At 66.9% G+C, this 25,659-nt stretch carries 17 protein-coding genes and 2 tRNA genes; 11 read left to right on the top strand and 8 right to left on the bottom strand.

Annotated elements, in window-relative coordinates:
* Window positions 1-27 precede the first annotated feature (27 nt).
* Genes ACLBV5_RS02335 through ACLBV5_RS02325 form a run of 3 tightly spaced genes read right to left on the bottom strand, consistent with a single transcriptional unit; the run spans window position 28 to window position 5,649 of the window.
* Entirely contained in the window at window positions 28-3,417 is a 3,390-nt protein-coding gene (locus ACLBV5_RS02335; RefSeq protein ID WP_447604703.1) for an error-prone DNA polymerase, read from the bottom strand.
* Window positions 3,414-4,970 (bottom strand): Y-family DNA polymerase, encoded by a 1,557-nt coding sequence (locus ACLBV5_RS02330; RefSeq protein ID WP_447604702.1) that lies wholly within the window; start codon window positions 4,968-4,970, stop codon window positions 3,414-3,416. Before ACLBV5_RS02330 ends, ACLBV5_RS02335 begins: the two co-directional genes overlap by 4 nt.
* Window positions 4,861-5,649: an ImuA family protein gene (locus tag ACLBV5_RS02325; protein WP_447604701.1), complete on the bottom strand. Its 789-nt coding sequence runs from the start codon at window positions 5,647-5,649 to the stop codon at window positions 4,861-4,863. The genes ACLBV5_RS02330 and ACLBV5_RS02325 overlap by 110 nt, the downstream gene beginning before the upstream one ends.
* Window positions 5,650-5,999: 350 nt before the next feature.
* Between ACLBV5_RS02325 and ACLBV5_RS02320 the strand changes: the two genes are divergently transcribed.
* A complete protein-coding gene (locus ACLBV5_RS02320; protein WP_447604700.1) occupies window positions 6,000-7,454 on the top strand; it encodes an AMP-binding protein in 1,455 nt (484 codons plus the stop codon).
* Between the two features lie 25 nt (window positions 7,455-7,479).
* Here ACLBV5_RS02320 and ACLBV5_RS02315 read toward each other — a convergent pair whose 3' ends face one another.
* Window positions 7,480-8,184, bottom strand: coding sequence for a TetR/AcrR family transcriptional regulator (locus ACLBV5_RS02315; RefSeq protein WP_447604699.1), 705 nt, complete (start codon window positions 8,182-8,184; stop codon window positions 7,480-7,482).
* Window positions 8,185-8,446: 262 nt separating this feature from the next.
* Between ACLBV5_RS02315 and ACLBV5_RS02310 the strand changes: the two genes are divergently transcribed.
* Genes ACLBV5_RS02310 through ACLBV5_RS02285 form a run of 6 tightly spaced genes read left to right on the top strand, consistent with a single transcriptional unit; the run spans window position 8,447 to window position 17,605 of the window.
* Window positions 8,447-11,035: a TonB-dependent receptor plug domain-containing protein gene (locus ACLBV5_RS02310; RefSeq protein ID WP_447604698.1), complete on the top strand. Its 2,589-nt coding sequence runs from the start codon at window positions 8,447-8,449 to the stop codon at window positions 11,033-11,035.
* Window positions 11,036-11,056: 21 nt separating this feature from the next.
* A complete protein-coding gene (locus ACLBV5_RS02305) occupies window positions 11,057-12,319 on the top strand; it encodes a serine hydrolase domain-containing protein (protein ID WP_447604697.1) in 1,263 nt (420 codons plus the stop codon).
* 46 nt (window positions 12,320-12,365) lie between these two features.
* The gene (locus ACLBV5_RS02300; protein WP_227157961.1) at window positions 12,366-13,826 is read left to right on the top strand and encodes an MFS transporter; all 1,461 of its coding nucleotides are present in this window, start codon (window positions 12,366-12,368) and stop codon (window positions 13,824-13,826) included.
* 60 nt (window positions 13,827-13,886) lie between these two features.
* Window positions 13,887-14,768 carry an SDR family NAD(P)-dependent oxidoreductase gene (locus tag ACLBV5_RS02295; RefSeq protein ID WP_447604696.1) on the top strand — a complete coding sequence of 294 codons (882 nt, stop codon included), beginning with the start codon at window positions 13,887-13,889 and terminating at the stop codon, window positions 14,766-14,768.
* Between the two features lie 8 nt (window positions 14,769-14,776).
* On the top strand, window positions 14,777-16,423 hold the full coding sequence (locus ACLBV5_RS02290) for a carboxylesterase/lipase family protein (protein WP_447604695.1): 1,647 nt from the start codon (window positions 14,777-14,779) through the stop codon (window positions 16,421-16,423).
* A 9-nt stretch (window positions 16,424-16,432) separates the two neighbouring features.
* A complete protein-coding gene (locus ACLBV5_RS02285) occupies window positions 16,433-17,605 on the top strand; it encodes an acetyl-CoA C-acyltransferase (protein WP_447604694.1) in 1,173 nt (390 codons plus the stop codon).
* 85 nt (window positions 17,606-17,690) lie between these two features.
* Here ACLBV5_RS02285 and ACLBV5_RS02280 read toward each other — a convergent pair whose 3' ends face one another.
* Window positions 17,691-18,935, bottom strand: a complete 1,245-nt coding sequence (locus tag ACLBV5_RS02280) for a DUF6880 family protein (protein WP_447604693.1) — start codon at window positions 18,933-18,935, stop codon at window positions 17,691-17,693.
* A gap of 185 nt (window positions 18,936-19,120) precedes the next feature.
* Window positions 19,121-19,195 (bottom strand) — tRNA-Asn (locus tag ACLBV5_RS02275).
* A 111-nt stretch (window positions 19,196-19,306) separates the two neighbouring features.
* Between ACLBV5_RS02275 and ACLBV5_RS02270 the strand changes: the two genes are divergently transcribed.
* On the top strand, window positions 19,307-20,122 hold the full coding sequence (locus tag ACLBV5_RS02270) for a TrmH family RNA methyltransferase (RefSeq protein WP_303683224.1): 816 nt from the start codon (window positions 19,307-19,309) through the stop codon (window positions 20,120-20,122).
* A 49-nt stretch (window positions 20,123-20,171) separates the two neighbouring features.
* Here the strand turns inward: ACLBV5_RS02270 and ACLBV5_RS02265 are convergent.
* Window positions 20,172-20,245: transfer RNA gene (locus tag ACLBV5_RS02265), tRNA-Cys, on the bottom strand.
* Window positions 20,246-20,376: 131 nt separating this feature from the next.
* Between ACLBV5_RS02265 and ACLBV5_RS02260 the strand changes: the two genes are divergently transcribed.
* The 3 genes from ACLBV5_RS02260 (at window position 20,377) to ACLBV5_RS02250 (ending at window position 23,453) form a co-directional block, all read left to right on the top strand.
* Window positions 20,377-21,006 (top strand): protein-L-isoaspartate O-methyltransferase family protein, encoded by a 630-nt coding sequence (locus ACLBV5_RS02260; RefSeq protein WP_278068905.1) that lies wholly within the window; start codon window positions 20,377-20,379, stop codon window positions 21,004-21,006.
* 136 nt (window positions 21,007-21,142) lie between these two features.
* Complete coding sequence (locus tag ACLBV5_RS02255; protein WP_313632451.1) at window positions 21,143-22,717, top strand: TolC family outer membrane protein; 1,575 nt, start codon at window positions 21,143-21,145, stop codon at window positions 22,715-22,717.
* A 169-nt stretch (window positions 22,718-22,886) separates the two neighbouring features.
* Window positions 22,887-23,453: a DUF2497 domain-containing protein gene (locus tag ACLBV5_RS02250; protein ID WP_253121613.1), complete on the top strand. Its 567-nt coding sequence runs from the start codon at window positions 22,887-22,889 to the stop codon at window positions 23,451-23,453.
* Between the two features lie 35 nt (window positions 23,454-23,488).
* On the opposite strand, the gene recG is transcribed toward ACLBV5_RS02250, so the two are convergent.
* Entirely contained in the window at window positions 23,489-25,579 is a 2,091-nt protein-coding gene (gene recG / locus ACLBV5_RS02245; protein WP_447604692.1) for an ATP-dependent DNA helicase RecG, read from the bottom strand.
* Window positions 25,580-25,659: the final 80 nt, after the last annotated feature.

Genomic DNA, 25,659 nt, shown 5'->3' with positions numbered 1-25,659 from the left:
CATTGGAGCAGCCGCCAAGAACTCAGATCAATGAAAATCCCGCGAGCCCGGCAGGATGCGCACGTCGCGCGGGTGCCGGTGGGACGGGTGGCGCGACGGCTGCGGGTGAGCGACGACGTCAGCGCGAGACAGTTGAATGTGGGCCTCGTGGTCCTCCGACAGGCGGGACAGTTCTGCGCTGCGGTCGAGGATGCGGCGGGCGACCACGTGGACGACGCCTTCAGGGCTTTTCTCGACCACGCCTTCGACCTGCATCAGGCGGGCGCCCATGACCTCGCGCCGGAACTGGTCCAGCATCCGCGCCCACAGGACCACGTTGGTGATGCCCGTCTCGTCCTCCAGGGTGACGAAGACGGCGGCGCCCTTGCCCGGCCGCTGACGCACCAGGACCACGCCTGCGACCTGTACGACGGAACCGCCGCGCTTGGCCTCGGTCGCCGCGCAGGTCAGCACGCGGTCAGCGGCGAAGACGGGGCGCAAGATGGCCATGGGGTGGGCCTTCAGCGACAGGCGCGCGGTCTGATAGTCGGCGGCGACGTGCTCGCCCAGCGGCATCAGGGGCAGATGAGCGTCGGGTTCAGCCCCCAGTTCGCGGGCGCCGCGCTCGCGCGCCTCGGCGGCGGCGAACAGGGGCAGAGGATCATCGTCGGGCAGGCGACGCACCGTCCACAAGGCCTCGCGACGGTCCTTACCTAAGGAGCGGAAGGCGTCCGCGTCGGCCAGCTTGCGCATGGCGGCGCCGGGCAATTCGGCGCGTCGGGCCAGGGTTTCGATATCGACGAAGGGCCTTTCGGCCCGCGCTGTCGACAAGGCGTTGGCCCAGTCCTCTCTGAAGCCGTCGATCTGGCGAAGACCCAGGCGCAGAATGGGCGCGTCGGCAGGGCCCTCCAGACTGTTGTCCCAGTGGCTGTATGAGACGTCGATGGCCCTCACTTCGACCTTTCCGACCTCCTGCGCCTCGCGCACGATCTGGGCGGGCGCATAGAAGCCCATGGGCTGGCTGTTCAGCAGGGCGCAGGCGAAGGCCGCCGGGTGGCGGTGCTTGATCCACGACGAAACGTAGACCAGCCGGGCGAAACTGGCGGCGTGGCTTTCGGGGAAGCCGTAGGAGCCGAAGCCCTTGATCTGGTCGAAGCAGCGCTGGGCGAAGGCTGGATCATAGCCGCGCGCGACCATCCGACTGACCATGCGAGTTTCATAGGCGTGCAGTTTTCCGTCGCCGCGGAACGTGCCCATGGCCTTGCGCAGGCCATTGGCCTCGCGGTCGCTGAATTCGGCGGCGACGATGGCCAGTTTCATCGCCTGCTCCTGAAACAAGGGCACGCCGAGGGTCTTGCGCAACACCTGTTCCAGTTCGTCGGGCGGGCCGTGATCGGGGGAGGGCGAGGAATAGACGACCTCCTCCTCCTTGTTGCGGCGACGCAGATAGGGGTGGACCATGTCGCCCTGAATCGGGCCAGGGCGGACAATGGCGACCTGGATGACGAGATCGTAGAGGCAGCGTGGCCTTAGGCGGGGCAGCATGTTGATCTGGGCCCGGCTTTCGACCTGGAAGACCCCGATGGACTGGCCCCGACACAGCATGTCGTAAACGGCTGGGTCCTCGCGCGGGACGGTGTGCAATTCCCAGTCCTCATGCTCATGCGTGCGGATCAGGTCGAAGGCCTTGCGGATGCAGGTCAGCATGCCGAGCGCCAGAACATCGACCTTCATCAGGCGCAGGGCGTCGATGTCGTCCTTGTCCCATTCGATGAAAGTCCGGTTCGGCATGGCGGCGTTGCCGATGGGGACCATCTCGTCCAGCCGGTCCTGGGTCAGGACGAAGCCTCCGACGTGCTGGCTGAGATGACGGGGAAAGTTCAGCAGGCGAGACGCCATCTCGACCGCGCGGGCGATCATGGGGTTGGCGGCGTCCAGTCCCGCCTGAACGACGTGGCGATCGTCGATCTCGGTTCCCCAACTGCCCCAGTGGCTGGCGGCCAGACGGGCGGTGAGGTCCTCGGTCAGGCCCAGGACCTTGCCCACCTCGCGGATGGCGCTGCGGGGGCGGAAGTGGATGACGGTGGCGGCGATGCCGGCGCGGTGGCGCCCATAGCGTTCGTAGATGTGCTGGATGATCTCTTCGCGCCGCTCATGCTCGAAATCGACATCGATGTCGGGCGGTTCGTTACGGTCTTCGGACAAGAAGCGCTCGAACAGCAGATCGGAGTCCATCGGATCCACCGAGGTGATGCCCAGGACGTAGCAGACCGCCGAGTTGGCGGCCGAGCCGCGCCCCTGACACAGGATGCGCTTGTCACGCGCCACGCGGACGATGTCGAAGATGGTCAGGAAATAGGGGGCGATATCCTTGCGGGCGATAAAGGCCAGTTCCTTGTCCAGCAGGGCCTGGACCTTGTCGGGAACGCCGTCGGGATAGCGCATGGCGGCGTGACGCCCCGTAAGCTCTTCCAGCCAGGCCTGTGGGGTCCAATCGGGCGGGACCGGCTCTTCCGGGTATTGATAGCTGAGTTCGGACAGATCGAAGGTCGCGCGCGACAGGAAGGCCGTCGTCTCGGCTGCCGCCTCGGGCGCGTCTTTGAACAGATGGACCATTTCGTCCACGGGCTTCAGCCAGCGTTCAGCGTTGGCTTCCAGCCGACGGCCGGCGGTCTCGATGGTCACGCCTTCGCGGATGCAGGTCAGGACGTCCTGCAGGTCGCGGTCATCGGGCGCGGCGTAGAGGGCGTCGTTCAGCGCCAGCAGCGGAACGTCCGCCCACGCCGCCATGGCCTTCAGCCGGGCCAGCCGGCGCCGGTCGTCGCCGCGCCTGTGCAGGGCGGCGCCCAGCCAGACCGCGCCCGGCGCCGCCTCGGTCATGCGAGTCAGCACCTCTTCCAGCCCTGTCAGCCGATCGGGCGGGACGAGGATCAGCAGCAGGTCTTCAGGATCGGCCAGCAGGTCGCGCAGGCCGATCTCGCACTCGCCCTTTTTCGTCCGGCGATTGCCCAGGGTCAGCAGGCGCGTCAGGCGGCCCCAGCCCGCGCGCGTTTCGGGATAGGCGATGACGTCCGGCGTCCCGTCGTTGAAGACCAGCCGCGCGCCGGTCAGCAGGCGGAAGTCCGCCGCGCGCCGCTTTACCTCTTCGGACAGGGCCGGATCGTTCAGCGGATTCTCGATGAAGGCGATCTCGCCCGGACTGCCGCCCTCGCGCACCTTGTCCGGCGGAGCCAGACCTTCGGCCCGTAGCTCCTTCAGCGCGCTCCAGGCTCGCACCACGCCCGCTACGGTGTTGCGATCGGCCAGCCCCAGTCCGGCGTGGCCGCGCAGGATCGCGGTCAGCACCAGATCCTTGGGATGCGAAGCGCCGCGCAGGAAGGAGAAGTTGCTGGCCGTCGCCAGTTCGGCGTAGGCGCCGTCATGGTCGAGCGCGTTCATGCGAAAAGGCCATGGATGAACCAGCGCGGCTCGGGCGTCTCGCCATAGAGACCCTGGCGGAACAGCCAGAAGCGACGGCCGTCCCGGTCCTCGACCCGGTAGTAGTCGCGGGTGCGTTGGCCCGGAGCGCGCCACCATTCGCCGCTGATCCGCTCGGGTCCTTCGGCGCGCGTCACCTCGTGCAGGACGCGGCGCCAGCGGAACTTCAGAGGATAGCCGTCAGGGACTTCGGCCAGGGTTTCGACCGGCTGGGGCGGATCGAACATCTGCAAGGGCCGCAAGGGCGGATCGTCGGGATCGAGGTCGGGCCAGGTCTCGGCGCCATGGCGGGCCGAGGCCGGAACCAGCCGCGCCGCCCGTTCGGGAATGTGCGAGGCGAAGGGCTCGAAACGCAGCACGGCCTCTGGCCCCAGGCGCGCGGTCAGCCGGTCGACCAAATGACTGAAGGCCTCCTCGCCGGGCATCTCGCGCTCCAGTCCCTGCTGGGCCGGCGCCAGGATCTGGGTCCAGGGCACGGACATCCGCATCTGGTCGAAACCGAAGCCGGGGTCCAGCGGGACGGCCAGGGCCGCCATCCGCTCGCGGAACAGCCGCAGGGTCGCGTGCGCGTCGCGGGTCGGACGGCCGGTGCGGACGGCGATCCGACGCGTCTCGCCGTCCACGCGATAGAAGCCGGCCTCGAAGGCTCGGCCGCCTAGGCCTGTCTGGCTCAGTCGGTCCATGGTCTCGATCAGCAGGTCGGACAGAACCCGCTCGATGTCTTCAGGCGCCGAGATCGGCTCGAAGAAGACGCGGTCGACCACGACGGGTGCGGCCGGACGATGCGGGGAGATGCGCACGTCCTCGTCGCCCAGAACTCGCGCCAGCCGGGCGGGAAAATCGGCGCCGAAACGGGCGGCCAAAGGCGCGCGGGGCCGGTCGTCCAAGTCAGCCAGACGTTTCAGCCCTGCGCGGCGCAGGGCCTGCTCCTCCTTTTGCGGCAACTCCAGAGCGGCGACGGGCAGGCGGCGTGCGGCGGCGCGCTCCTCCCCGGGCTCGAACCGCCCGCCGGATCCGAAACGCGCCAGGGCGCGAGCGACCTGAGGCGTTGCGGCCAGGGCGCATCGCGTTTGAAGCCCGGCGCGTTCGGCACGCGTCTGAACCGTCCGCATCAGGTCCGCTTCGCCGCCGAACAGGTGCGTGCAGCCGGTCACGTCCAGCATCAGGCCGTGCGGCGGGTCGAGCGCGATCATGGGGGTGAAGCGGCCGAAGTCCTCCAACACCCGTCCCAGCAGGGCGTCCTCCAGGTCCGGTCGATGGGCGACGACGCGCAAGGCGGGAGTCCGCGCCCGCGCATCGGCCAGGGCGAGGCCGGGGGTCAGTCCCGCTCGCGCGGCCGTCGGATCGACCGCCGCTAGCCGCAGGGCGCCCTTGATCTTCTCGGCCAGGACGACGGGCGTATCCTCAGGCGGCGCGTCTTCGCGCTGCTCCTGACGCCGCAGTCGGTCGCTGGGCAGCCAGAGGAACCAGACCGCCAGATAGCGGCGTGGGTGCGCGGAAGGTTCGCTGTTCACGATCCCACTCCATGATCCAGGTTCCGGTCGCCCCGCCGCCGCGCCGCCGCAGCAGGGTCGCCGAAAAAGACGGCCGCCCCGGCGCCTCGCCTTCCAAGGGTTCTGAAGCGCAGGACGCCACTGACCAGCGGGTCTCGGCCGCGCTGGGGCAGGGCAGGGCGCCCGCCCGCGCCAGGAACAGGGTCGCGCCGCCTGCCTCGGCCGCCAGAGCCAGTCGCCGGCTGGCCGTCAGGCTGAAGGCCTTGGCCTCGCCCCAGGCGCTCAACAGCACGGCGCCCACGGCGGGACTGCGGAGGGCCTCTTCACCCGCGGCCAGCAGGGTCTGTACGTCGCGCGCCCGCACCAGCAGCAAGTCCCGCGGCGACAGCCCCATCTCATGCAGGCCTGGACCGTGCGGCCGCCCCGCCTCCTGGGCCATCATCTCATGCAGGCCCCAGACGATGGGCCGCTCCGCCGCCGCCCGCAGCGCCATGCCCAGTCCGAAGGCGTTGACCGCCACCGCGTCGGCGGGCGCAGCGGCGTAGAGATCGTGAACCACGCCGGTCGCCAGAGGGGCGAAGACATCCTCACCCGCATGACGTTCAGGTGTAGCGACGCGTCGTGCGCCACATCGCTCAAGCGCCTCCAGCCGCGCCTTCAGCGCAGTCAGCGCTTCTGGTTGTGAACAAATGTTCCTCATTTGTTCTATATGCGCTCCTGCCCATGGGAGGAGTCAAGCGAGGCAGAAAGATTATCCAGCCGTGAGCTTAGGCCCGGCGATCTCCGTTTAGCGCCCTGCAATGATAAGACGGCGGCGCCGCTTTGAGATGATGTTTGGGTGACGGGCGACGTGTTGCCACACGCTACGACTCCTGGGCCTAAGATGGAGCGCGCTTGGTCGTGCTGGGGCAACGCAACGGGGCGGCGGCCCTAAGGTATTTTGGTGCTCGGTTAGGTCATACGGCTTTTCATTCATTTAGCGCTAAGTTAATGAATGGAGGCCGGAGAGGGTTCTAGAGGCCAGCCCGGCGTATGGGAGGCTTCAAAAACGTGACTGATAACACTGTGCCGCTGTGCTCGATCCTCGCTCATCACGCGGCGAGGAATCCTGGGCGCCTTGCGCTCATCATGGACGACCTGCGTCTGACCTATGCGGAGTTGGACGCGCGCTCGACGAAGCGCGCGCGCTTCATGCAGGCTCGTGGGGTGGGGCAGGACGACTACGTCACCGTGGCGCTGCCGAACGGGCTGGACTTCTACGAAACGATCTTTGGTATCTGGAAGCTGGGGGCGACCCCGAACGTGGTGTCCGCTCGCCTGGCGCCGGTCGAGTTGGAGCACATCCTCGACCTGGTGGGGCCGCGCCTGTTCGTCGGCCAATGCCCGCGTGAGGACATCCCCACGGTAGATGGCGCCTTCGACGGGTATCAGGCGCTTTCGGCCGAACCTCTGCCGCCGGCTATCGCCAGGAACTGGAAGGCCATGACGAGCGGGGGGTCCACAGGGCGGCCCAAGGTGATCGTCGACGCCATGCCTGCGCAGTGGAACACCACCGAGGGTTTCCTGCACCAGCAACCCGGCGAGGTCGTCCTGAACCCAGGGCCGCTGTATCACAACGCGCCGTTCCACTGCATCACCATGGCCATCTTCACCGGCAACACCATTGTGGAGATGCAGAAGTTCGACGCCCAGCGGGCCCTCGATCTGATCGAAGAGCATGGCGTAAACTGGGTGACGATGGTCCCGACCATGATGCATCGGATCTGGCAGCTGGGGCCGGAGGTCCTGGGCCGCTACAAGCTTCCGACCCTGCGCATGATGCTGCACATGGCGGCGCCCTGCGCGCCCTGGCTCAAGGAAGCCTGGATCGACTGGTTGGGGAGCGATCGCGTCTGGGAATATTACGGCACCACAGAGGCGACAGGCTCGACCATTATTTCCGGGACCGACTGGCTGCAGCGCAAGGGTTCGGTGGGCAAGGTCCGGCCGGGTTATGACCTCAAAATCCTGGACGCCGATGGCCGTGAATGTGCGGTGGGCGAGGTGGGCGAGGTCTTTTTCCGACCAGAAACCGGACCGTCGTCGACCTACCATTATCTGGGCAGCGACTCGCGCCTGGTCGGCGAATACGAGACCATGGGCGACCTCGGCAGCGTGGATGCGGATGGCTATCTGTATCTGTCGGACCGTCGCAACGACCTGATCATCTCGGGCGGCGCCAATATCTATCCGGCCGAAGTCGAGGCGGCGCTGGAAGCTCACCCGGACGTGCGCGGCAGCGCCGTGATCGGGTTGCCGCACGACGAATGGGGTTCAGTGGTGCATGCCATCGTGCAGCCGATGGACGGCTCGACCCTCAGCGAACAGGTTTTGCTGGAGTTCATCAGCGCGACGCTGAGCCGGTACAAGATGCCGAAACGCATTGAGTTCACCAACGAGGCCTTACGTGACGAAGCCGGCAAGGTCCGGCGCGCCGCTTTGAGGCAGGCGCGCCTGCCTCAATAAGGACTGCGGCCGGTCGGGACGCGCGTCAGCTAGACTGGGGCGCGTCCTTTTTCTTGCTGGCGGCGAAGACGGCGGCGAAGCCCGCGGCCATGAAGGTGACGAAACGCTCCCGCACGGCTTGAAAGTCGTCAGAAATGCAAGCGCCGTTCGATAGCCGGTCAATCCGGCCCGTGCGCGACAGTATGAGGGTGTAGGCGCCGGACGTCAGTTGGAAACACCAGAAGAGGTCTTCGTCGCTCGCATCAGGGACGGCCTTCTTCAGCAGTTCGATCAGGCGCAGCACCAGGGGATCGAAATACTCGTCCATCAGCTCCGTGCCGTAGCCGGGCGCATTGTTGACCTGGGCGAAGATGCGGCCAAAGCTGCGCCAGCCTTCTTCGCCATGGATATAGGCGTCAAAGGCGTTGTCGTAGAAAGCGCGCAGGGCCCCCTCGATGGTCACGTCGTCGCCGACGGCATTGGCGTAATCTTCCAGCCCGGCGATACGCGCCGACACCGCCAGTTCAACCCGCCGCTCCCACACGGACTCGAACAATGACTGCTTGCCGTCGTGGTAGTAGTGGATCAGGGCGGGGTGGATGCCCATGGCGTCTGCGACATCCTTGATCGTGACGCCGAAGTAGCCGCGTTGAGAGAATAGATCCTCCGCCGTGTCGAGAATCAGTTTTTCGGTCGCTGCGCGTTGTTCAGCGCGCGAGCGGCGGACTTTTTTCTCAGGCGTGGTGGCCATTGGGGCGGGACTCTCCAGTAGGCGCTCCGACGTGACGGGCTGGATGAAACGGTACCCATCCGAGCGGCTGGCGCGATGCTCCGTCATGAATAACACGCATTTCATTTAGCTGCGACAAAATGAACTTGACGGGAAAGTTTCATTTAGTGCTAAGTGAATGAATGGGTGGCTGGCCGAGGCGGCGGCCACGAACTAGAGCGGCCAAAGTCGCCATCGGGAGGTCAATTTGAAAGTCGTTCGTCATTCGACGAAGCGCGCAGCCGTGTGCGGCGCTTCTCTGCTCACCCTCATGCTGGCGGCCGGCCAGGTTCAGGCCCAAGAGGCCGGGCCGGACGAAGAGGCTGTCGCCGTCGACGAGATCATCGTCACGGGTACGAGCATCCGCGGCGTGCCCCCCGTGGGCTCCAACCTCATCGGCGTGAGCCGCGCGGATGTCGAGCGTCTTGGTGCGGCCAATACGCCGGACATTCTGGCGTCCGTGCCCCAGCTGAACAGCTTCAACACCGCGCCTGTGGCCGCCAGCGGCGGTTTCGGCACCTTTGCGCCGGGCATGCGCGGCCTGCCGTCCAGCGCCACCTTGCCGCTGATGAACGGTCACCGCCTGGTGGCGGCTGCAGCCAATGACACCGCGCCCGACTATCCGCTGATCCCGGCTCTGGCGATCGAGCGTGTGGAGGTCGTGGCCGACGGCGCCTCTTCGATCTACGGCTCCGACGCTGTCACGGGCGTGGTCAACTTCATCACCCGTCGCCGTGTCGACGGCGTCGAGGCGAGCGCCAACTACGGCGTCGGCGACGCCTATTATCAGGGCCACTTCGGCGTGCTGGCCGGCAAGACGTTCGCGCGCGGCTCGGCGCTGGTCGCCTATCAGTACACCCAGAACGACAGCATCACCGGCGGCGACCGCGACTTTCGTACGCAGGACTTCACCAAACAGGGCGGTCTGGACGCGCGTGCGGTCAACTGCCCGGCGCCGAACGTGCTTTACGATACGAGCTTCTACGCCGTGTATCACGCGGCGCCGGGCCTGGTCGCCGGCACGAAGAACTATTGCGACAACGGCGCCGTGGTCGATCTCTACCCCTCGACCGAGCTGCACAGCCTGTTCGCGTCGGGCGAGTATCTCGTATCGGACAAGATCCGACTGTGGGGCGAGGCCCTCTATGCTGATCGCCATGACGAAATGCGCGTGGGGCTGCCGGTTCAATCGGTGGCGATGAGCGCCGCCAATCCCTTCTTCAGAGGCCCGGCGGGTGGCGCGGCCAATGTGGCCTATGTGCTGTTCCGCCCGGACAACATCGTCGGCGCCGACCACTTCATCAACCGGGACGACAAGCAGGTCTTCAACGGCTCGGCGGGCGTTGATTTCCAGCTGCCGCGCGAGTTTGAACTGACGCTGGGCGGCACGTTCGGCCGGACGGACAACGACGCCTATATTCCGGCCATCAACACTGCGGCGATCACGGCGGCGGGTTTCGGAACCACGGCGGCGACGGCGCTGGATCCGTTCGGCAACGGCACTTCGGAAGCGGTCAAACAGGCCATCCTCTCCAATGCGGCTACGGCTGTGGGCATCACTCAGACCATGGACATGGCTTCGGCCCGTTTGAGCGGTCCGCTGTTCGAGCTGCCCGGCGGCACGATGAAGATCGCTCTGGGCGCCGAGTACCGCAAGGAAACCTTCGAGCAGCGCGGGGTCGTGGGGGCCTCTCCGGTGCCCGAAAAACTCGATCGCGATATCAGCTCATTCTACGGCGAAATCTTTGCCCCGCTGGTCAGCGAAGCCAACGCCCTGCCGCTGGTGCAGAAGCTGTCGCTGTCGCTGTCGGGCCGCTACGACAAATACAGCGACTTCGGCGAAACCTCGAACCCGAAGGTCGGCGTGAACTGGACGCCTGCAGACGGTCTGGACCTGCGCGCCTCTTACGGCCAATCGTTCCGTGCGCCGGGCATGCGCCAGATCGGCGCGACGGTCGGGGCCTACTATCTGGATGCGGCCACGTCGGTCGTCGGCGCCAATGACCCGACGCGCGGATCCAATCAGGTCGCCACCATCTATCTGCTGGGCGGGAACAAGAACCTGCAGCCGGAAGAGGCGGAAACCTGGTCGCTGGGCGCGGACTGGACGCCGTCGTTCGCACCCAACTTCAAGGCCAGCGTCACCTACTACAACATCGAGTACATCAACACGATCGGCGTGCCCTCGGCCGCCATGGTCTTCACCGACCCGACCTTCTCCAAGGTCATCCAGCGCGACCCGACCCCGAGCGAGCTTCAGGCCCTGTTGGCCGGCCATGTGAACGTCAACGTTCCGTCGGCGATCCCGGCGGCCGTGAACTTCCTCGACCTGCGCCTCAACAACTTCGGGATGCGCAGCACCGACGGTCTGGACATGTTCTTCCGCTACAACTGGCCGACCGATTTCGGGCTGGTCTATGCGGACCTGTCGGCCAACTACATCTTGAACTACGACGTCAAACAGACGCCGAACTCGGCGGTGGCCGACAGCCTGGACCTGGGCATTCCGCAAACGACGGCGCGCTTCACCCTTGGCGCCGACGTGGGCGCCTGGAGCGTGGCGAGCTTCGTCAACTTCCGCGGCGAATACACCAACAACTACGCCACCCCGACCGGCGTGGCTCAGTACACTTCGTCTCCGTACGTGACGGTCGACCTGCGCGTGTCCTGGACGCTGCCCGACGCCGGCTGGTCGCAAGGCATGACAGCTTCGCTTCAGGTCAATGACCTGCTGGACGAGACCCCGCCATACTTCCCCGCCACCGACGGCATCGGCGGGGCCTACAACCCCATCGGTCGTTTCGTTGCGCTGAACCTACGCAAGAAGTTCTAAGCAGCGACCTGTGGTGGCGTGATGAGTCATGAAGCACTGGCCCGGTCTCTGGGCTTTCATCCGGAAGCCCTGAAGGCCATTCGCCCGAAATTGCAGGCCTTCGTCGATCGAGACGAACTGGCCGGGATGGTGGCGCTGGCCTCGCGTAACGGGCAGGTCTTCTATGAGGAGCAAATCGGCTGGCAGGACCGCGAGGCTGAAAAGCCGATGCGTCCGGACAGCGAGTTCCGCATCGCCTCGATGAGCAAGCCGGTGACCTCGGTCCTGGCCATGATGCTGGTCGAAGAAGGGCGGATGGCGCTCGAGGATCCGGTCACGCGCTGGATCCCCGAGCTGGCCAATCGTCAGGTTCTGCTCGACCCCGCCGGGCCGCTGGACCAGACCGAGCCGGCTCACCGCGACATCACGGTCGAGGACCTTCTGACCCACCGGTCGGGACTGGCCTATGCGCCCTTCTCCGAAGGGCCCATCCAGGCGGCCTACAACGCGGCGCTTGGGGATCCCGGCATCAATGAAAAGTCGGTCGATGAATGGCTGGCGGGGCTGGGGACGTTGCCGCTGTCGTGCCAGCCGGGGCATCATTTCCACTATGGGCATTCGACCGAGGTTCTCGGCTTCCTGATCGGCCGCGTCCTCGGCGTCTCGGTGCGAGAGGCCATGCTGAAGAAGGTGCTGCATCCGCTGGGGATGATGGACACCGACTTCTGGCTGCCGAAAGACAAGCTGGATCGTCTGGCCAGCCTCTATGCCTATCGGGAGGGCGTGGATGGACTGGCCCGGGTGGACATCCCGGTCTTCGACGCCCCGCCCGAATATACGCCTGCGGGCGGCGGACTGGTGTCGACCGCACCAGACTATCACCGCTTCGCTCGCATGCTGCTGAACGGCGGCGAGCTGGACGGCGTTCGTCTGCTCAAGCCAGAGACGGTCGAGCTGATGCTGACCAACCGCCTGACGCCGGAACAGCGGGCGTATCCGTTCGCGGGCATGGACCTGTGGACCAAGTCAGGCTTCGGCCTGGGTCTGGCGATCACCGAGGACCTGACCGACAACCCCTATGGCTACGGCGAAGTCGGCAGCTTCACCTGGCCGGGCGTGTTCGGCACGTGGTGGCAGGCCGATCCGGCCAACGACATGGTGATGATCTTCCTGATCCAGCACCAGGTGCCGGTTTCCGCCAACAGCGGCTCGACGATCGCCACGGGGCGCGGCGCCGCCGGGCGCAAGGCCCTGCCGGTGTTCCAGCAAGGCATCTATGGCGCACTCAACGGGGCCGGGCGCTAGGCGCGTCTGGCCGTGGAGTTCGGGGCGAAAGCATGTGGGGAGCGGCATGAGTCACACGAGTAATCCAGCGACACGGGCGGCGCTGCGTAGCCAGCCGCTCAAACGCGTTTTCAAACTCACCTACGGTTCGGGAGCCTTGGCCGACGGCATTGTCGTCGCTGGCTTCGGCTTCTTCCTGCTGTTCTTCCTCACGGCCGTCTGCGGCATGAGCGGCACCATGGCCGGGCTGGCCAAGATGATCGCTCTGCTGGTGGACGGGGTGGCCGATCCGGCCATCGGCCTGGCCAGCGACCGGCTGAAATCCCGCTATGGCCGCCGCGTGCCCTTCATGGCGCTGGGCCTGATCCCCTTCGTCCTGTCGTTCGGCCTGCTGTTCTCCATGCCCGAAAGCCTGACCGGAGCGGCGCAGTTCATCTACGCCACCGTCTGTCTGGTGGTGCTGCGGGTCTCCCTGTCCGGTTTCGTGCTGCCCTATACGGCCGTCGGCGCCGAGGTGACCGACAACCATACGGAGCGGGCCAGCATCGTGGCCTATCGCCTGTCGTTCCAGAACGCCGGCATCCTGCTCGGCGTGGTCCTGGGTCTGGGCGTCTTCATGTCCGGCGCCACGGGGATGTTGGAGCGCGAAAACTATGTTCCGTTCGGCTGGACATGCGCCTTCGCCATGTTCCTGGCGGGCATGATCGCCATTCGTTCGGTCTGGTCGGTTCAGCCCCGCCTGCATGGGCCGGAGGAGAGCAAGGAAAACCTGCTGCTGGGCTTCTTCCGCGAGATGAAGGAGTTGAAGCGCAACCGCTCCTTCATGCTGCTGTTCGGAACGGTGCTGCTGTATTTTCTGGCCTATTCGACCCATTCGTCGCTGGCCCTGCATTCAAGCCGCTACTTCTGGGGGCTGGATACGACGGCTATCCAGATGATCCTGCTGAGCGCCTGTCTGGGGCCGGTCCTGGGAGCGCCGCTCAGCACGCTGATATTGCGTCGGATGGAGAAGCGGACGCTGTCGCTGATCGCCTATTTCGCCATTGCCGTCCTGCTGTTCTGGCCGCCGCTTTACCAGGTCCTGTCGCCGGTGAAACTGACGCCGGACGCGGCGGCTATCGTGCTGCTGATCAACGGCATGCTCATGGGCACGGCCATCATGGTCGGCGGCGTCGGCTTCCAGTCGATGATGGCCGACACCGCGGACGAGCATGAGTATCTGTTCGGCGTGCGCCGCGAAGGGCTGTTCTTCTCGGGTCTGACGCTGGCGTTCAAGGCGGCCTCGGGCGTCGGGGGCCTGATCGCCGGCGTGGCGCTGGACCTGATCCGCTTCCCCACGGACATCGCTTCGCGTCCGGATCTGGTGATCCCCAGCGAGGTCCTGACCAAGCTGGCGCTGGCGTCCGGCCCGCTGCCTGCCCTGATCGCCTTCCTCGCGCCGCTGTTCCTGTTTGGCTATCGCCTGACACGCAAGCGCCACGCGGAAATCATCGCCGCTCTGGACGCCCGCAAGGCCGGCGCCGAGTGACGGCGCGGCCAGCCGGGACGGGGCGCCTGGCTGGCCGCTTTACGACAATGGAGAAACCTCGTGATCAGACTTGACGGCCAGGTAGCCATTGTGACCGGCGCCGGCGGCGGCCTGGGTCGCTCCCACGCCCTGCTGTTGGCCAAGCGCGGGGCCAAGGTGGTCGTCAACGACATGGGCGCCGGCGCAGACGCGGTCGTGGCCGAGATCAAGGCCGCGGGCGGCGAGGCGATGGCCGCCATCGGCTCCGTCACGGACGAGGCCTTCATCAACGCCATGGTCAAGTCGGCCCATGAGCAATGGGGCCGGATCGATATTCTGGTGAACAACGCCGGCATCCTGCGCGACAAGAGCTTCGGCAAGATGGACCTCGACTCGTTCCGCCTGATCCTGGATGTGCATGTCATGGGTTCGGTCATTCCGACCAAGGCGGTCTGGGAGATCATGCGGGCCCAGAACTATGGCCGGATCGTCATGACCAGCTCGTCGTCGGGCATTTTCGGCAATTTCGGCCAGGCCAACTACAGCGCCGCCAAGATGGCCGTGGTCGGCTTCATGCAGACGCTGGGGCTGGAAGGCGAGCGCTACAACATCCGCGTCAATGCGCTGGCGCCGACCGCCGCTACGCAGATGATGGAAGGCCTGATGCCTCAGGAGACGGTGGACCTGATCCGGCCAGAGTTCGTTTCGCCGGCCGTGCTGGCGCTTGTGCATGCCGATGCGCCCAACCGCACCATCATCTGCGCCGGAGCCAAGAGCTTTGAGGCCGCACGTATCTCCATGACTCGTGGCATCCACGTGCCGGCCGATGCCGAGGATATCGCTGAGATCCTGGTCGAACGGTTCGACGAGCTGATCGACCCGGCCAACGATATCGTCCCCCATCAAGCCTTTGACCAGTCGAAGCTGGAACTGGGCAAGGCCGGTTTCGGCCCCGGTATCTGAGGATGCAGATGAGCAGTCTTCGATCTTTCCTTGTCGCGGGCGTGTTGTCGCTGGCCCTGCTGCCGGCGACGGCCCTGGCCGGTTCGCCGGTGGCGATGACCACGGCCGGTCAGGTCAGGGGTCAGGTCGAGGGCCGCCTTGCCGTGTTCAAGGGCGTTCCCTTCGCAAAACCGCCCGTCGGCGACTTGCGATGGCGCGCGCCTCAGCCGGTGGAGGCGTGGAACGGGGTGCAGGACGCCACACGCTTCGGCGCGGCGTGCATGCAGGCCAAGACGCCGGTCGCGGACTATGAAGCCATCAGCGAAGACTGCCTTTATCTCAACGTCTGGGCGCCAGAGGGCGCCAAGGACCTGCCCGTGATGGTCTGGATCCACGGCGGGTCGCTGAGCATGGGGGCAGGGCACGAGCCCTTTTACGACGGCGCCGCCCTGGCGCGCGAGGGGCTGGTCGTCGTCACCATCAACTATCGCCTCGGCGTGTTCGGCTGGCTGGCCCACCCGGCGCTGAGCGCCGAGACGCCTGAGAACATCTCCGGCAACTATGGTCTGCTGGACCAGGTTGCGGCCATGGAGTGGGTCAGGGACAACATCGCCGCCTTTGGCGGGGGCGCCGGTCGCGTGACCATCGCGGGCGAGAGCGCGGGCGCGCTCAGCGTCATGTACCTGATGACCTCGCCCAGGGCTGAGGGGCTGTTCCACGGCGCCATCGCTCAGAGCCCCTATATGATCACCTCGCCTGTGTTGCGCGACACGCCCTATGTCGGCTGGCCGGACTCTGAGCTGGCGGGGACGACCGTGGCCACGGCGCTTGGGGCCCAGACGGCTGACGAGCTTCGCGCCCTCTCTGCCGACGAGATTTTGGCCAAGCTGCCGGCGACCGGCTACTTCCCCATGGGGACTGTGGACGGCCACATCCTGCCCAAGCAGGTGATCGACGTCATCGACGCGGGCGAACAGGCTAAGGCGCCGGTTCTGGCGGGCTTCAATGAGGGTGAAATCCGCTCCTTGCGGATTCTCCTGCCGCCCAAGCCCGAGAGCCAGGAGGATTGGGTCCGCGAGATCCGGACCCGCTATGGCGACCTGGCCGGTCCTTTCCTTGACCTGTATCCGGGGGACGACCTCGACGCCTCCATGTTGGCGGCCACGCGCGACGGTCTGTATGGCTGGAGCGCCGAACGGCTGGTCGAGGGACAGCAGAAAGTCGGGCTAAATAGCTATCTCTACTATTGGGATCAGGGCTACCCGGCCCAGGAGGCCCGTAATCTGCGGGCCTTCCACGCTTCGGAAATCCCTTACGTGTTCGGGACAGCCGATCGCCTGCCCGCCTACTGGCCGCGCCCGCCTGCGACCCCGGACGAAGACGGACTGTCCCAGGCTATGACCCGCTACTGGGCCAGCTTCGTAAAGGCGGGCCGCCCTCTGGCTGAGGGAGAGACCGACTGGCCCGCCTATGGCGACGCACGCGCCTATCTGGCCCTCGAAGACAGGCCATTGGCCCGCGTCAACACCCAGAACGGTTACGACCTACATGAGGAGGTGGTCTGTCGCCTGCGGGCCGCCGGAGATCTGGCGTGGTTCTGGAATATCGGGTTGATTGCTCCATCCGTGCCGCAGACTGAAACCTGTTCGCCCGCCTTCAACACCCCTGCCAAGTGAGGACCCGCCATGCGTGAAGCCGTAATCGTCTCGACCGCCCGCACCCCGATCGGCCGAGCCTATCGTGGGGCCTTCAACGACACCCCGTCGCCGACCCTGATGGCCCATGCGCTGAAGGCCGCCGTCACCCGCGCCGGTATTGATCCGGCTGAGATCGACGACTGCATCATCGGCTCGGCGCTGCCGCAGGGCGTGCAGCACACCATCGGCCGCACGGCGGCGCTGGCGGCCGGCTTCCCCGTCAGCGTGGCGGGTATGACCATCGATCGGCAGTGCGCCTCCGGCCTCATGGCCATAGCCACGGCGGCCAAGCAGATCATCACCGACCAGATGCCCATCGTCGTGGCGGGCGGCGTGGAAAGCATCTCCATGGTCCAGGACGCGGCCCTGCGGGTCAGCACGGACCCTTCAGTTCTGGCCCAGGCACCGGACGCCTATATGCCCATGCTGCAAACCGCCGAGGTGGTGGCACAGCGCTATGGCATCGTGCGCGAGGCGTGCGACGCTTATGGCCTGCAATCCCAGCAGCGCACGGCGGCGGCCCAGGCCGCGGGCAAGTTCGACGACGAGATCGTCCCCCTGACCAGCCGCATGAAGGTCGTGGACAAGGCCACGGGCGAGGTCTCCTATCGCGACGTCACGCTGGAGAAGGACGAGGGCAATCGCGCCGACACCACGCTGGAGGGCTTGCAGGGCCTGCGCACCGTGATCGAGGGCGGCATCATCACGGCGGGCAACGCCAGCCAGCTGTCAGACGGGGCCTCGGCCTGTGTTCTGATGGAGGCAGGGGAGGCGGCGCGCCGCGGTCTGCAGCCCCTCGGTCGCTATGTCGGCATGGCCGTGGCGGGCACCGAACCGGACGAGATGGGCATCGGCCCAGTCTTCGCCGTGCCGCGTCTTCTGGAACGCTTCGGCCTCAAGGTCTCCGACATCGGCCTATGGGAACTGAACGAAGCTTTTGCGGTCCAGGTGCTGTATTGCCGCGACCGTTTGGGCATTCCGGATGATAGGCTGAACGTCAACGGCGGCGCCATTTCGATCGGCCATCCCTACGGCATGTCGGGCGCCCGCATGGTCGGCCACGCCCTGATCGAAGCCAAGCGGCGGGGCGAACGTTATGCCGTCGTCACCATGTGCGTCGGCGGCGGCATGGGCGCGGCGGGATTGTTCGAAGTTCTCTGAGTGTGTCTCAAACCGCTGCGTGAGGATTGGCCGAGCGAGGCGGCTTCTTGCGGAGACCGGCAACGACCCTTTCTGCCGGCTATTCTCAATGGCCCGAGGGCCGCCGGAGCTTCTTCAGGGACGGGGAAGGCGACTGGTTTGTGAGGACTTCGGCGGCCTCGGGATAACGCTGGGCCAGGCGCGCCTTCCAGTCGCCTGACTGTGGTCGGGGCAGCCGGGCTTCACGGGGACGCGCCAGAACGAGCGCCGCGGCCTCCCTGTGGGCGGGCCAATCCATCAGCAGCCGCATGGCCGCCTCGAAGTCCGGATGAGCCGCGGCGTAGGCGAACGCCCGGTCCAGCGCTTCGACATCATCGAAGTCGGGCAGTCGCGAAAGGTAATCGCGAAGAACGGGCGCCGACCGGTCGCGCTCGAACAGGCTCCAGCGCAGATCCTGGGCCTCCTGGCGGTGTCCTTCGGCGTCGAGCACGTCGATGGATGCGGCTTCCCAGGCCGGGGTCAGGCGCGGGGCGCCGTCCGTCGGATTGTGGCCGAAGGTCCAGCGACGGTTGAGCGGTGAAGGGGTGAGGGCGCCTTCAAGGGCGGCGCGGGCTTCCGCAACGCGTCCCGCGGCGAGGAGACGGCGGGCGATGTCGGCGGCGATGTCGGGCGACCCGGCCTGCTCCGGCGTGACGAGCGAGAGCCAGAGGTCGAGGTCCTCCGCCTTGTCCGCCAGGCGGCGAAGCAGGTTGCGGCCCGACGGGGTTTTCGTGGCCGAAGCGTCCAGACTGGCCAGCAGCCGACGCGCCGTAAGCGGGCCGAGGGCCTCGCCGGCGGCTAAGACCCAGCGCGCGTAATCCTGCGGACGTCGGCCCAGAGCGTCGATCAGGTCGCGCAATGCATGATCGTCTACGGTCTCGGCAAGAGCGAAGAGATCCGGCGCGGCGGCCTCGAAGGCGGCGGGCAGTTCCCCCTTGGTGTCCTTCACGCGGGCGGCCAGGCCAGGATAGAGGTCGAACCAGCGAATGAGGACGGCGAGCGCCTCGCCCGGGGCCTCGGGCGCCAGGCGCTCCACGATCATGTCGCGGTGCGTGTTCAGATCATCGATCAGTTCGCCGCGCTTGCGCCAGGATACACGCGTGCGGGCGACGGAGACGGCGGCGATGCGCTTGTCGATCTCAAGGGCGAGGAGGTCGGGACCGGCCTCGGCCGCCAGTTCAAGACGAAGGCGGCGCTTGAGATTGGCGTTCCCGGCGCCGGCCTCGATCAGCAGGTCCGCCAGGCGAGGCGCCCCGAGATGGACGAGGTTGGCTGCGGACAGTCTGGCCGAGATCCTGGGTTGTCGCGCCATGAGGTCCCTCGGGAGGAGCGGAGTCGTCCTAAGCAGCGCCTATAGCACGGGCTCCAACAGCGATTCGTCACCGCAACCGGCGTTGCGGGGTGAGGAGGGAGGGGGATCCATGGAGACGGGGCGGCGGCGTCATTTGAGCGCTGCGGTCTCGTCGTGAGATTGTTTTGGGATTTCAATCCCCCGAGTGGCTCCGCGGGTAGGATTCGAACCTACGACCAGCCGATTAACAGTCGGCTGCTCTACCACTGAGCTACCGCGGAACATCCCCTCGGGGGAGGCCGGCGTATAGCAGCGCCTTTTCGATTCATGCAACGGGTAAAACGCAGAAATCGCCAAATTTTTTCGCAAAGCCCTGCGCTACAAGGGTCAGCATGACTCCGATCACTGTTTTCGATCCTGATGATCCCCGCGTCGCCGCCTTTCGCGATGTGAAAGAGCGCGACCTGACCGGGCGGCAGGGGCTGTTCGTCGCCGAGGGAGAGGTGGTTCTGCGCGTCCTGGCGTCCAGGGCGTCGCTGTGCGCGCCTGTGTCAGTGCTGATCGCCGAGAAGCGGCTGGAGGGGCTGAGAGAGGTGCTGGAGCGTCTTCCGTCCGACGTGCCCGTCCATGTGGCGCCTCAAGCGGTTCTGAACGCGGTGGCGGGGTTTGATCTGCACCGGGGCGTCCTCGCCCTAGGCCGCAAGCCGGACCCGGTCGAGCCGGGCGCTCTACTGGATCGACTGCCGGAGCGGGCCGTGGTCGTGATGGCGTGCGGAATCGGCAATCACGACAATATGGGCGGGCTGTTTCGTAACGCCGCCGCCTTCGGAGCCGGGGCGGTGCTGCTGGATCGGACCTGTTGCGATCCGTTTTACCGCAAGGCGATCCGGGTTTCGGTCGGCGCGGTCCTGCGCACGCCCATGGCGACGGGACTGGACGCTGAGGCCATGGTCGATCTGCTGCAGGGTAGAGGATTTGAGGTTCTGGCTCTGACGCCGTCGGCGGATCAGGCGCTGGCCGAGCTGGCGCCCGCGCCACGCACTGCGATTCTGTTGGGCAGCGAGGGGCCGGGCTTGCCGGGGGAGATCATCGCGCGCTGCCGCCCCGTCGGCATCCGCATGGCGGGAGGATTCGATTCGCTGAACGTGGCGGCCACCAGCGCCGTGGCCTTGCATCACATCACGACGGCGAAGTTGGCTGAAGGCTGAAAACAAGAAAGCCGCCCCGAGGGACGGCTTTCTCGATGTTTCATCGCGATGGAGGCCTGACCGGGAATCGAACCCGGGTGCAAGGATTTGCAGTCCTCTGCGTCACCACTCCGCCATCAGGCCGTGGCCCCCGTTTCCAGAGGCCCCGCCATCGCGAGGGCCGTCAGCTATCAGATCGGATTGTCCGCTGCAACGCACGGACCTATAAGCGCGTCACATTTCTTCGCCTAAGCCGACCTGAAGGACTTCGGATTATGGATTTCGCCGCCGCCCGCAAGGTGATGCTGGACTCGCAAGTCCGCGTGAACGACGTCACCGACCGCCAACTGCACGCCGCCATCGGCGCTGTGCAGCGCGAGCGATTCTGCGCCCCTGACCGCGCCTTCTCGGCCTATGCCGACGTCGAGCCGGAGATCGTGAACGGTCGCCGCCTGATGCTGCCGCGCGATGTGGCCAAGCTGCTGCAGGGGCTAGACGCCCGTTCGGGCGAGAAGGCGCTGGCCATCGCCGCCCCCTATGCGGCCGCCGTGCTGGCGCAGATGGGCCTGCAGGTGACGGCTCAGGAATCAGATGCGGCCGTGTTCGACGTGGTCGGCGCGGCCCTGGCCGAGGCCGGCGTCGAGACGGCGGTCGCGCCGCTGAGCCAGCCGCAGGGTGAAGGTTATGACCTGATCGTCAGCGAAGGCGCGGTGATCGAGCGTCCCGATTCCTGGATCGCGGCCCTGCGTCCCGGCGGCCGTCTGGCCGTGGTGGAGCGCGACGGCGCCAGCGGCGCGGCGGTTCTTTATGTGCGCGGCCGTGAAGGCGTGTCGCGCCGCGAACTGTTCGATGCGGCGCCTGACCTGCTGCCGGAAATGACGCCGGCGCCGGCGTTTGCGCTTTAACGCCTGCTTCGCGACGGAACAGGCATCGCGCTGCGTGAAAAAAACTTAACTGGCGTCGGGCGAGGCTAGCCGCCAACTACGCCGTTAGAAGGCACTACAGGCGCGCCGAACGGGGGCGTCAGGCAGGGACAGGTTCATGTTGAAACGCTCGCGCGCGCTCGCTTCGGTCGCTCTGGTCGCACTGACGATGGGGGCGACGCCGGTTCTGGCCGAGTCGCTCCAGGAAGCGATCGGTCTGGCCTATCGGACCAATCCGTCCCTGCTGGCCCAACGCGCCAATCAACGCGCCCTGGACGAATCCATTGTTCAGGCGCGCGCCGGGCTGCGGCCGACCATCAACGCCTCTGCGGGCGTGGATTACAGCCGCACCCGCACGGATCGCGTGACCACGACCATTCCCGGCCAGACCATCACGATCGATACGAACGGCGACGGCGTGCCGGACGCCACGGGCACGCTGCCGGGCAGCACCACCACCAGCGGCGGCACGATCGAAAGCGACGGCGCCAGCGCCAGCGTCAGCCTGAGCCAGAACATCTGGACGGCGGGCCGGGTGTCGCACGGCATTTCGGCTGCGGAGGCCAACGTCATGGCGGGTCGTGAAAACCTGCGTCAGGTCGAGCAGCAGGTGATGACTTCGGTTGTCCAGGCCTATACCGATGTCGTGCGCGATCTGGAGATCCTGCGTATCCGCCAGGAGAACCTCCAGGTCCTGCGTCGCCAGCTGGACGAATCGAACGCCCGTTTTGAAGTGGGCGAGATCACCCGCACCGACGTGGCCCAGTCAGAAGCCCGTCTGGCGCAATCCGAATCCGACCTGGCCGGCGCTCAGGCGCAGTTATCCGTCTCGCGCGCGGCCTACGCCGCCGTGGTGGGGCAGGCGCCGTCCAACCTTCAGGCCTTGCCGATCCTGCCGGGTCTGCCGTCGGATTTCGATGCGGCGATGGATGTGGGCCTGGCTGAGAACCCCGGCGTTCTGGCCGCCCTCTACGCCCAGCAGGCGGCTGAGGCGAACGTGGCCGCCGCGCGATCGGAATATCTGCCTTCGGCGCGCCTGACGGCCTCCTACGGCGGTGCGGCCAACGACCTGTCCGGCTTTGATTTGACGGACCGCACCAGCTTCACCGCAGGGGCTTCGGTCTCGGTGCCGCTGTTCACGGGCGGGCTGAACCGGTCGCGCGTCGCGCAGGCTCTTGAGCGCGCCAACGCCGCCCAGATCAACGTCGAGGGCCAGCGCCGCACCGTGCTGCAAGCGGTCAGCTCGGCCTATGCTCAAAGCGCCTCGGCGAGGTCCAGCGTCGCCGCCGGTCAGGAGGCCGTCCGCGCCGCGTCGGTCGCCGCTGAGGGCGTGCGCCAGGAAGCGCAGGTCGGCCTGCGCACCACTCTGGACGTGCTGAACGCCGAACTGGAACTGCGCAGCGCCGAGGTCGCCCTGGCCAGCGCGCGCCGCAATGAATATGTGGCTCAGGCTCAGCTGCTGGCGGCGATGGGGCGGCTGGGCGGGCCCAACCTGGACCCGGCTATCGACGCCTACGATCCGGCCGACAACTACAACGCCATCCGCAATCGCGGCGCTCTGCCGTGGGACGGCCTGCTGGAGACGCTGGACCGGGTCGCTGCGCCGGCTGTGACGCCCGCTGCTGACGCCGAAGACGCGCCAGTCGACCGCCAGTTGAAGGGCGAAGTCGTTCGCACGGCGCCGCAAGGCTGAGGCCTCGCCCGCGCGGACGGATGAAAACGTTCGTTGATTCCGGCCGAGGTTGATGCGACGACAGGGCAGGGGCGAGGCGAGTCTGTATCGGCCGCGCCCGTTCGCCCTGCGCCCTTTCCGGTTCAGCGGGTGATCACCGAGATCGAGCACCGAGGTTTAAGGCTCCGACATGACCGACCAGTCCGCTCAGGAACCCACGATGGAAGAAATCCTGGCGTCGATTCGCCGGATTATTTCTGAAGACGACGCCCCGGCGGAGACCGCCGCTGCGCCTGAGCCGGAACCTGCCCCTGCGCCCGAACCAGAGCCCGCTCCGATCGCGGCCGCCGAGGAAGACGTTCTTGAGCTGACCGAGCCTTATGAGGCCCCGGCTGCTGAGGCCATCGGCGATCTGGAAGTCGCCGACGCAGCACCCTTCCCGGTCGAGGCCCCTGTCGTCGCACCTGAGCCTGCGCCCGTCGCCGCCGCGCCTGAGACGGACGCCCTGGTCGGCGAAAGCGCCGCCGCCAGCGCCGCCTCGGCCTTCGCCGGCCTGGCCGCCAGCTTCCAGAAGCCGGAACCGGCGCCTGTCGCCGCCACGGGCGACATGCCCTTCATGAGCGGCAACACCGTTGAGGCCATGGTCCGCGAGATGTTGCGCCCGATGTTGAAGGACTGGCTGGACGCCAATCTGCCGGCCATCGTCGAGGCCCAGGTGCGCAAGGAAGTCGAGCGCATCGCCCGCAGCGCGGGCTGATCGCTCGGACATCGCCGAGTTTTTTTCGACGCCCCTCAGTCCGCTGAGGGGCGTTCGTTTTTCCAGTCGAACAGGGCTTCCAGCAGGCGCACGGCCTGGCCGCGCTCGCTGGTCAGGTCGGGATCGCGGCCTAGCAGCAGGCGCGCGTCATCGGCCGCCGCCAGCAGCAGGGAGCGGTGCCGGATCGGGTCGGCGAAGCGATAGGCCGGGAAGCCGCTCTGCTTCAGGCCCAGCGGGTCGCCGCCACCGCGCAGACGGAAGTCCTCTTCGGCGATGACGAAGCCGTCCTCGGTGCGGCGCAGGGTCTCCAGCCGCTCCTTGGCTGTCTCGCCCAGCGCGCCGTCCTCGCCGCCATACAGCAGGATGCAGGAACTGGCCTTGGCGCCGCGCCCCACGCGCCCGCGCAACTGGTGAAGCTGCGCCAGACCGAAACGGTCAGCGTGCTCGATCACCATGATGGAGGCGTTGGGCACGTCGACGCCGACCTCGACCACGGTCGTGGCGACGAGGACGGGCAGGCGGCCCGCCGCGAACGCAGCCATAACCGCCTCGCGCTCGGCCCCCGGCATCTGGCCGTGGGCCAGGCCGACCTCGGTTCCCAGCAGTTTGCGCAGGTCGTTGGCCCGATCCTCGGCGGCGGCCAGGTCGATGGCTTCGGATTCGGCCACCAGAGGACAGATCCAGTAGGCCTGAGCGCCCGCCTCGACCGCCGCCTTCAACCGTTTCGCCACCTCGCCGATACGCGCCAGCGGCAGGACGGCCGTGGTGACAGGCGTGCGGCCCGGCGGCTTCTCCATCAGGCGGCTTACCTCCAGCTCGCCGTACTGCGTCAGCTCCAGCGTGCGGGGGATGGGCGTCGCCGACATGGTCAGCAGGTGGACGCCGCCCAGGCGCGGGTCGCCCTTGGCCTGCAAACGCTGACGCTCGCGCACGCCGAAGCGGTGCTGTTCATCGATGACGGCCAGCGCCAGCCGGTGGAACTGCACCGCATCCTGAAACAGGGCGTGGGTGCCGATGGCGACCTGAGCCTCGCCGGAGGCGAGCGCGGCCAGCTTACCGCGCCGTTCGGCCGGGGTGTCGCGGCCTGTCAGCAACAGGCTGGACACGCCCGCCTGATCCAGCAGGGGCGAGAGCTTGTCATGGTGCTGGCGCGCTAGAATCTCGGTCGGCGCCATTAGTGCGGCCTGAAAGCCGCTGCTGGCCGCGTCGGCCAAAGCCAGCGCCGCGACGGCTGTCTTGCCGGAACCCACATCGCCCTGCAGCAGCCGCCCCATCTGTTCGCCGGAAGCCAGATCGGCGCGGATTTCGGCGACGGCCTGTTCCTGTGCGCTGGTCAGGGCGAAGGGCAGGGCGGCCAGCAGGCGGGCGGAGACTTCGCCCGGCGCGATGCGGGCGGCGGGCGTGATCTGGCGGGCGCGACGGCGGCGCGCCAGGGCCAACTGGTGCGCGAACAGTTCGTCATAGGCCAGACGCTGGCGCACCGGGGCGTCCGGCGTCAGGTCGGCCTCGTTCGTCGGGGCGTGCAGGGTCTCCAGCGCCGCGCGCCAGCCGACCCAACGCCGCGCCGCAAGCCAGTTCGGTTCCTGCCACTCGGGAAGCTCGGGCGCGAGGGCCAACGCCCCCTGCGCCAGCTTGCGAATCTGGCGCGAGGTCAGCCCCTGCGTCGCTGGATAGACGGGTTCGGACAACGGAATCTCATCCGCCTTCTCGACCGGCAGGATGTAGTCGGGGTGGGCGATTTGAACTTCGCTGTTGAAGCGCTCGACCTTGCCCGTCACCAGACGCCGGGACCCGCGCGGAGCGAGGCTCTCAATATGGCGCGGCGACCCGGCGAACCAGATCAGATGGATGAAGCCCGTCTCGTCGATAGCGCGCACCTTGATCGGCGCCCCGGGCTTGTGCGGTGGAATCAGGCGGTCGATCACGACCTCGAAAACGCCGATCTCGCCATCGACGGCCTCCATCGCCGTGGTGCGGCGCCGCTGGATCACGCCGCTGGGCGACAGGAACAGCACGTCGCGCACCAGCGGACCCGCCACCTTCTGCACTAGGGGCGCGCTGCGCGGCCCCACGCCTTTCAGCGTGGTGACGTCCGCGAACAGGGGAAAGAGAATCTCGGGCCTCATGATGGTGCAGCATAGCTGGCGCAGCGGCGTCTGGAACGCTATCTGATCCGCCTCTTACCGAAGTGAACGGACAGGCAAGG

It is taken from the genome of Brevundimonas sp. M1A4_2e (genome assembly GCF_053345555.1).
The sequence above is the reverse complement of the archived record's forward strand: the minus strand, read 5'-3'. Positions and strand labels throughout refer to the sequence as shown.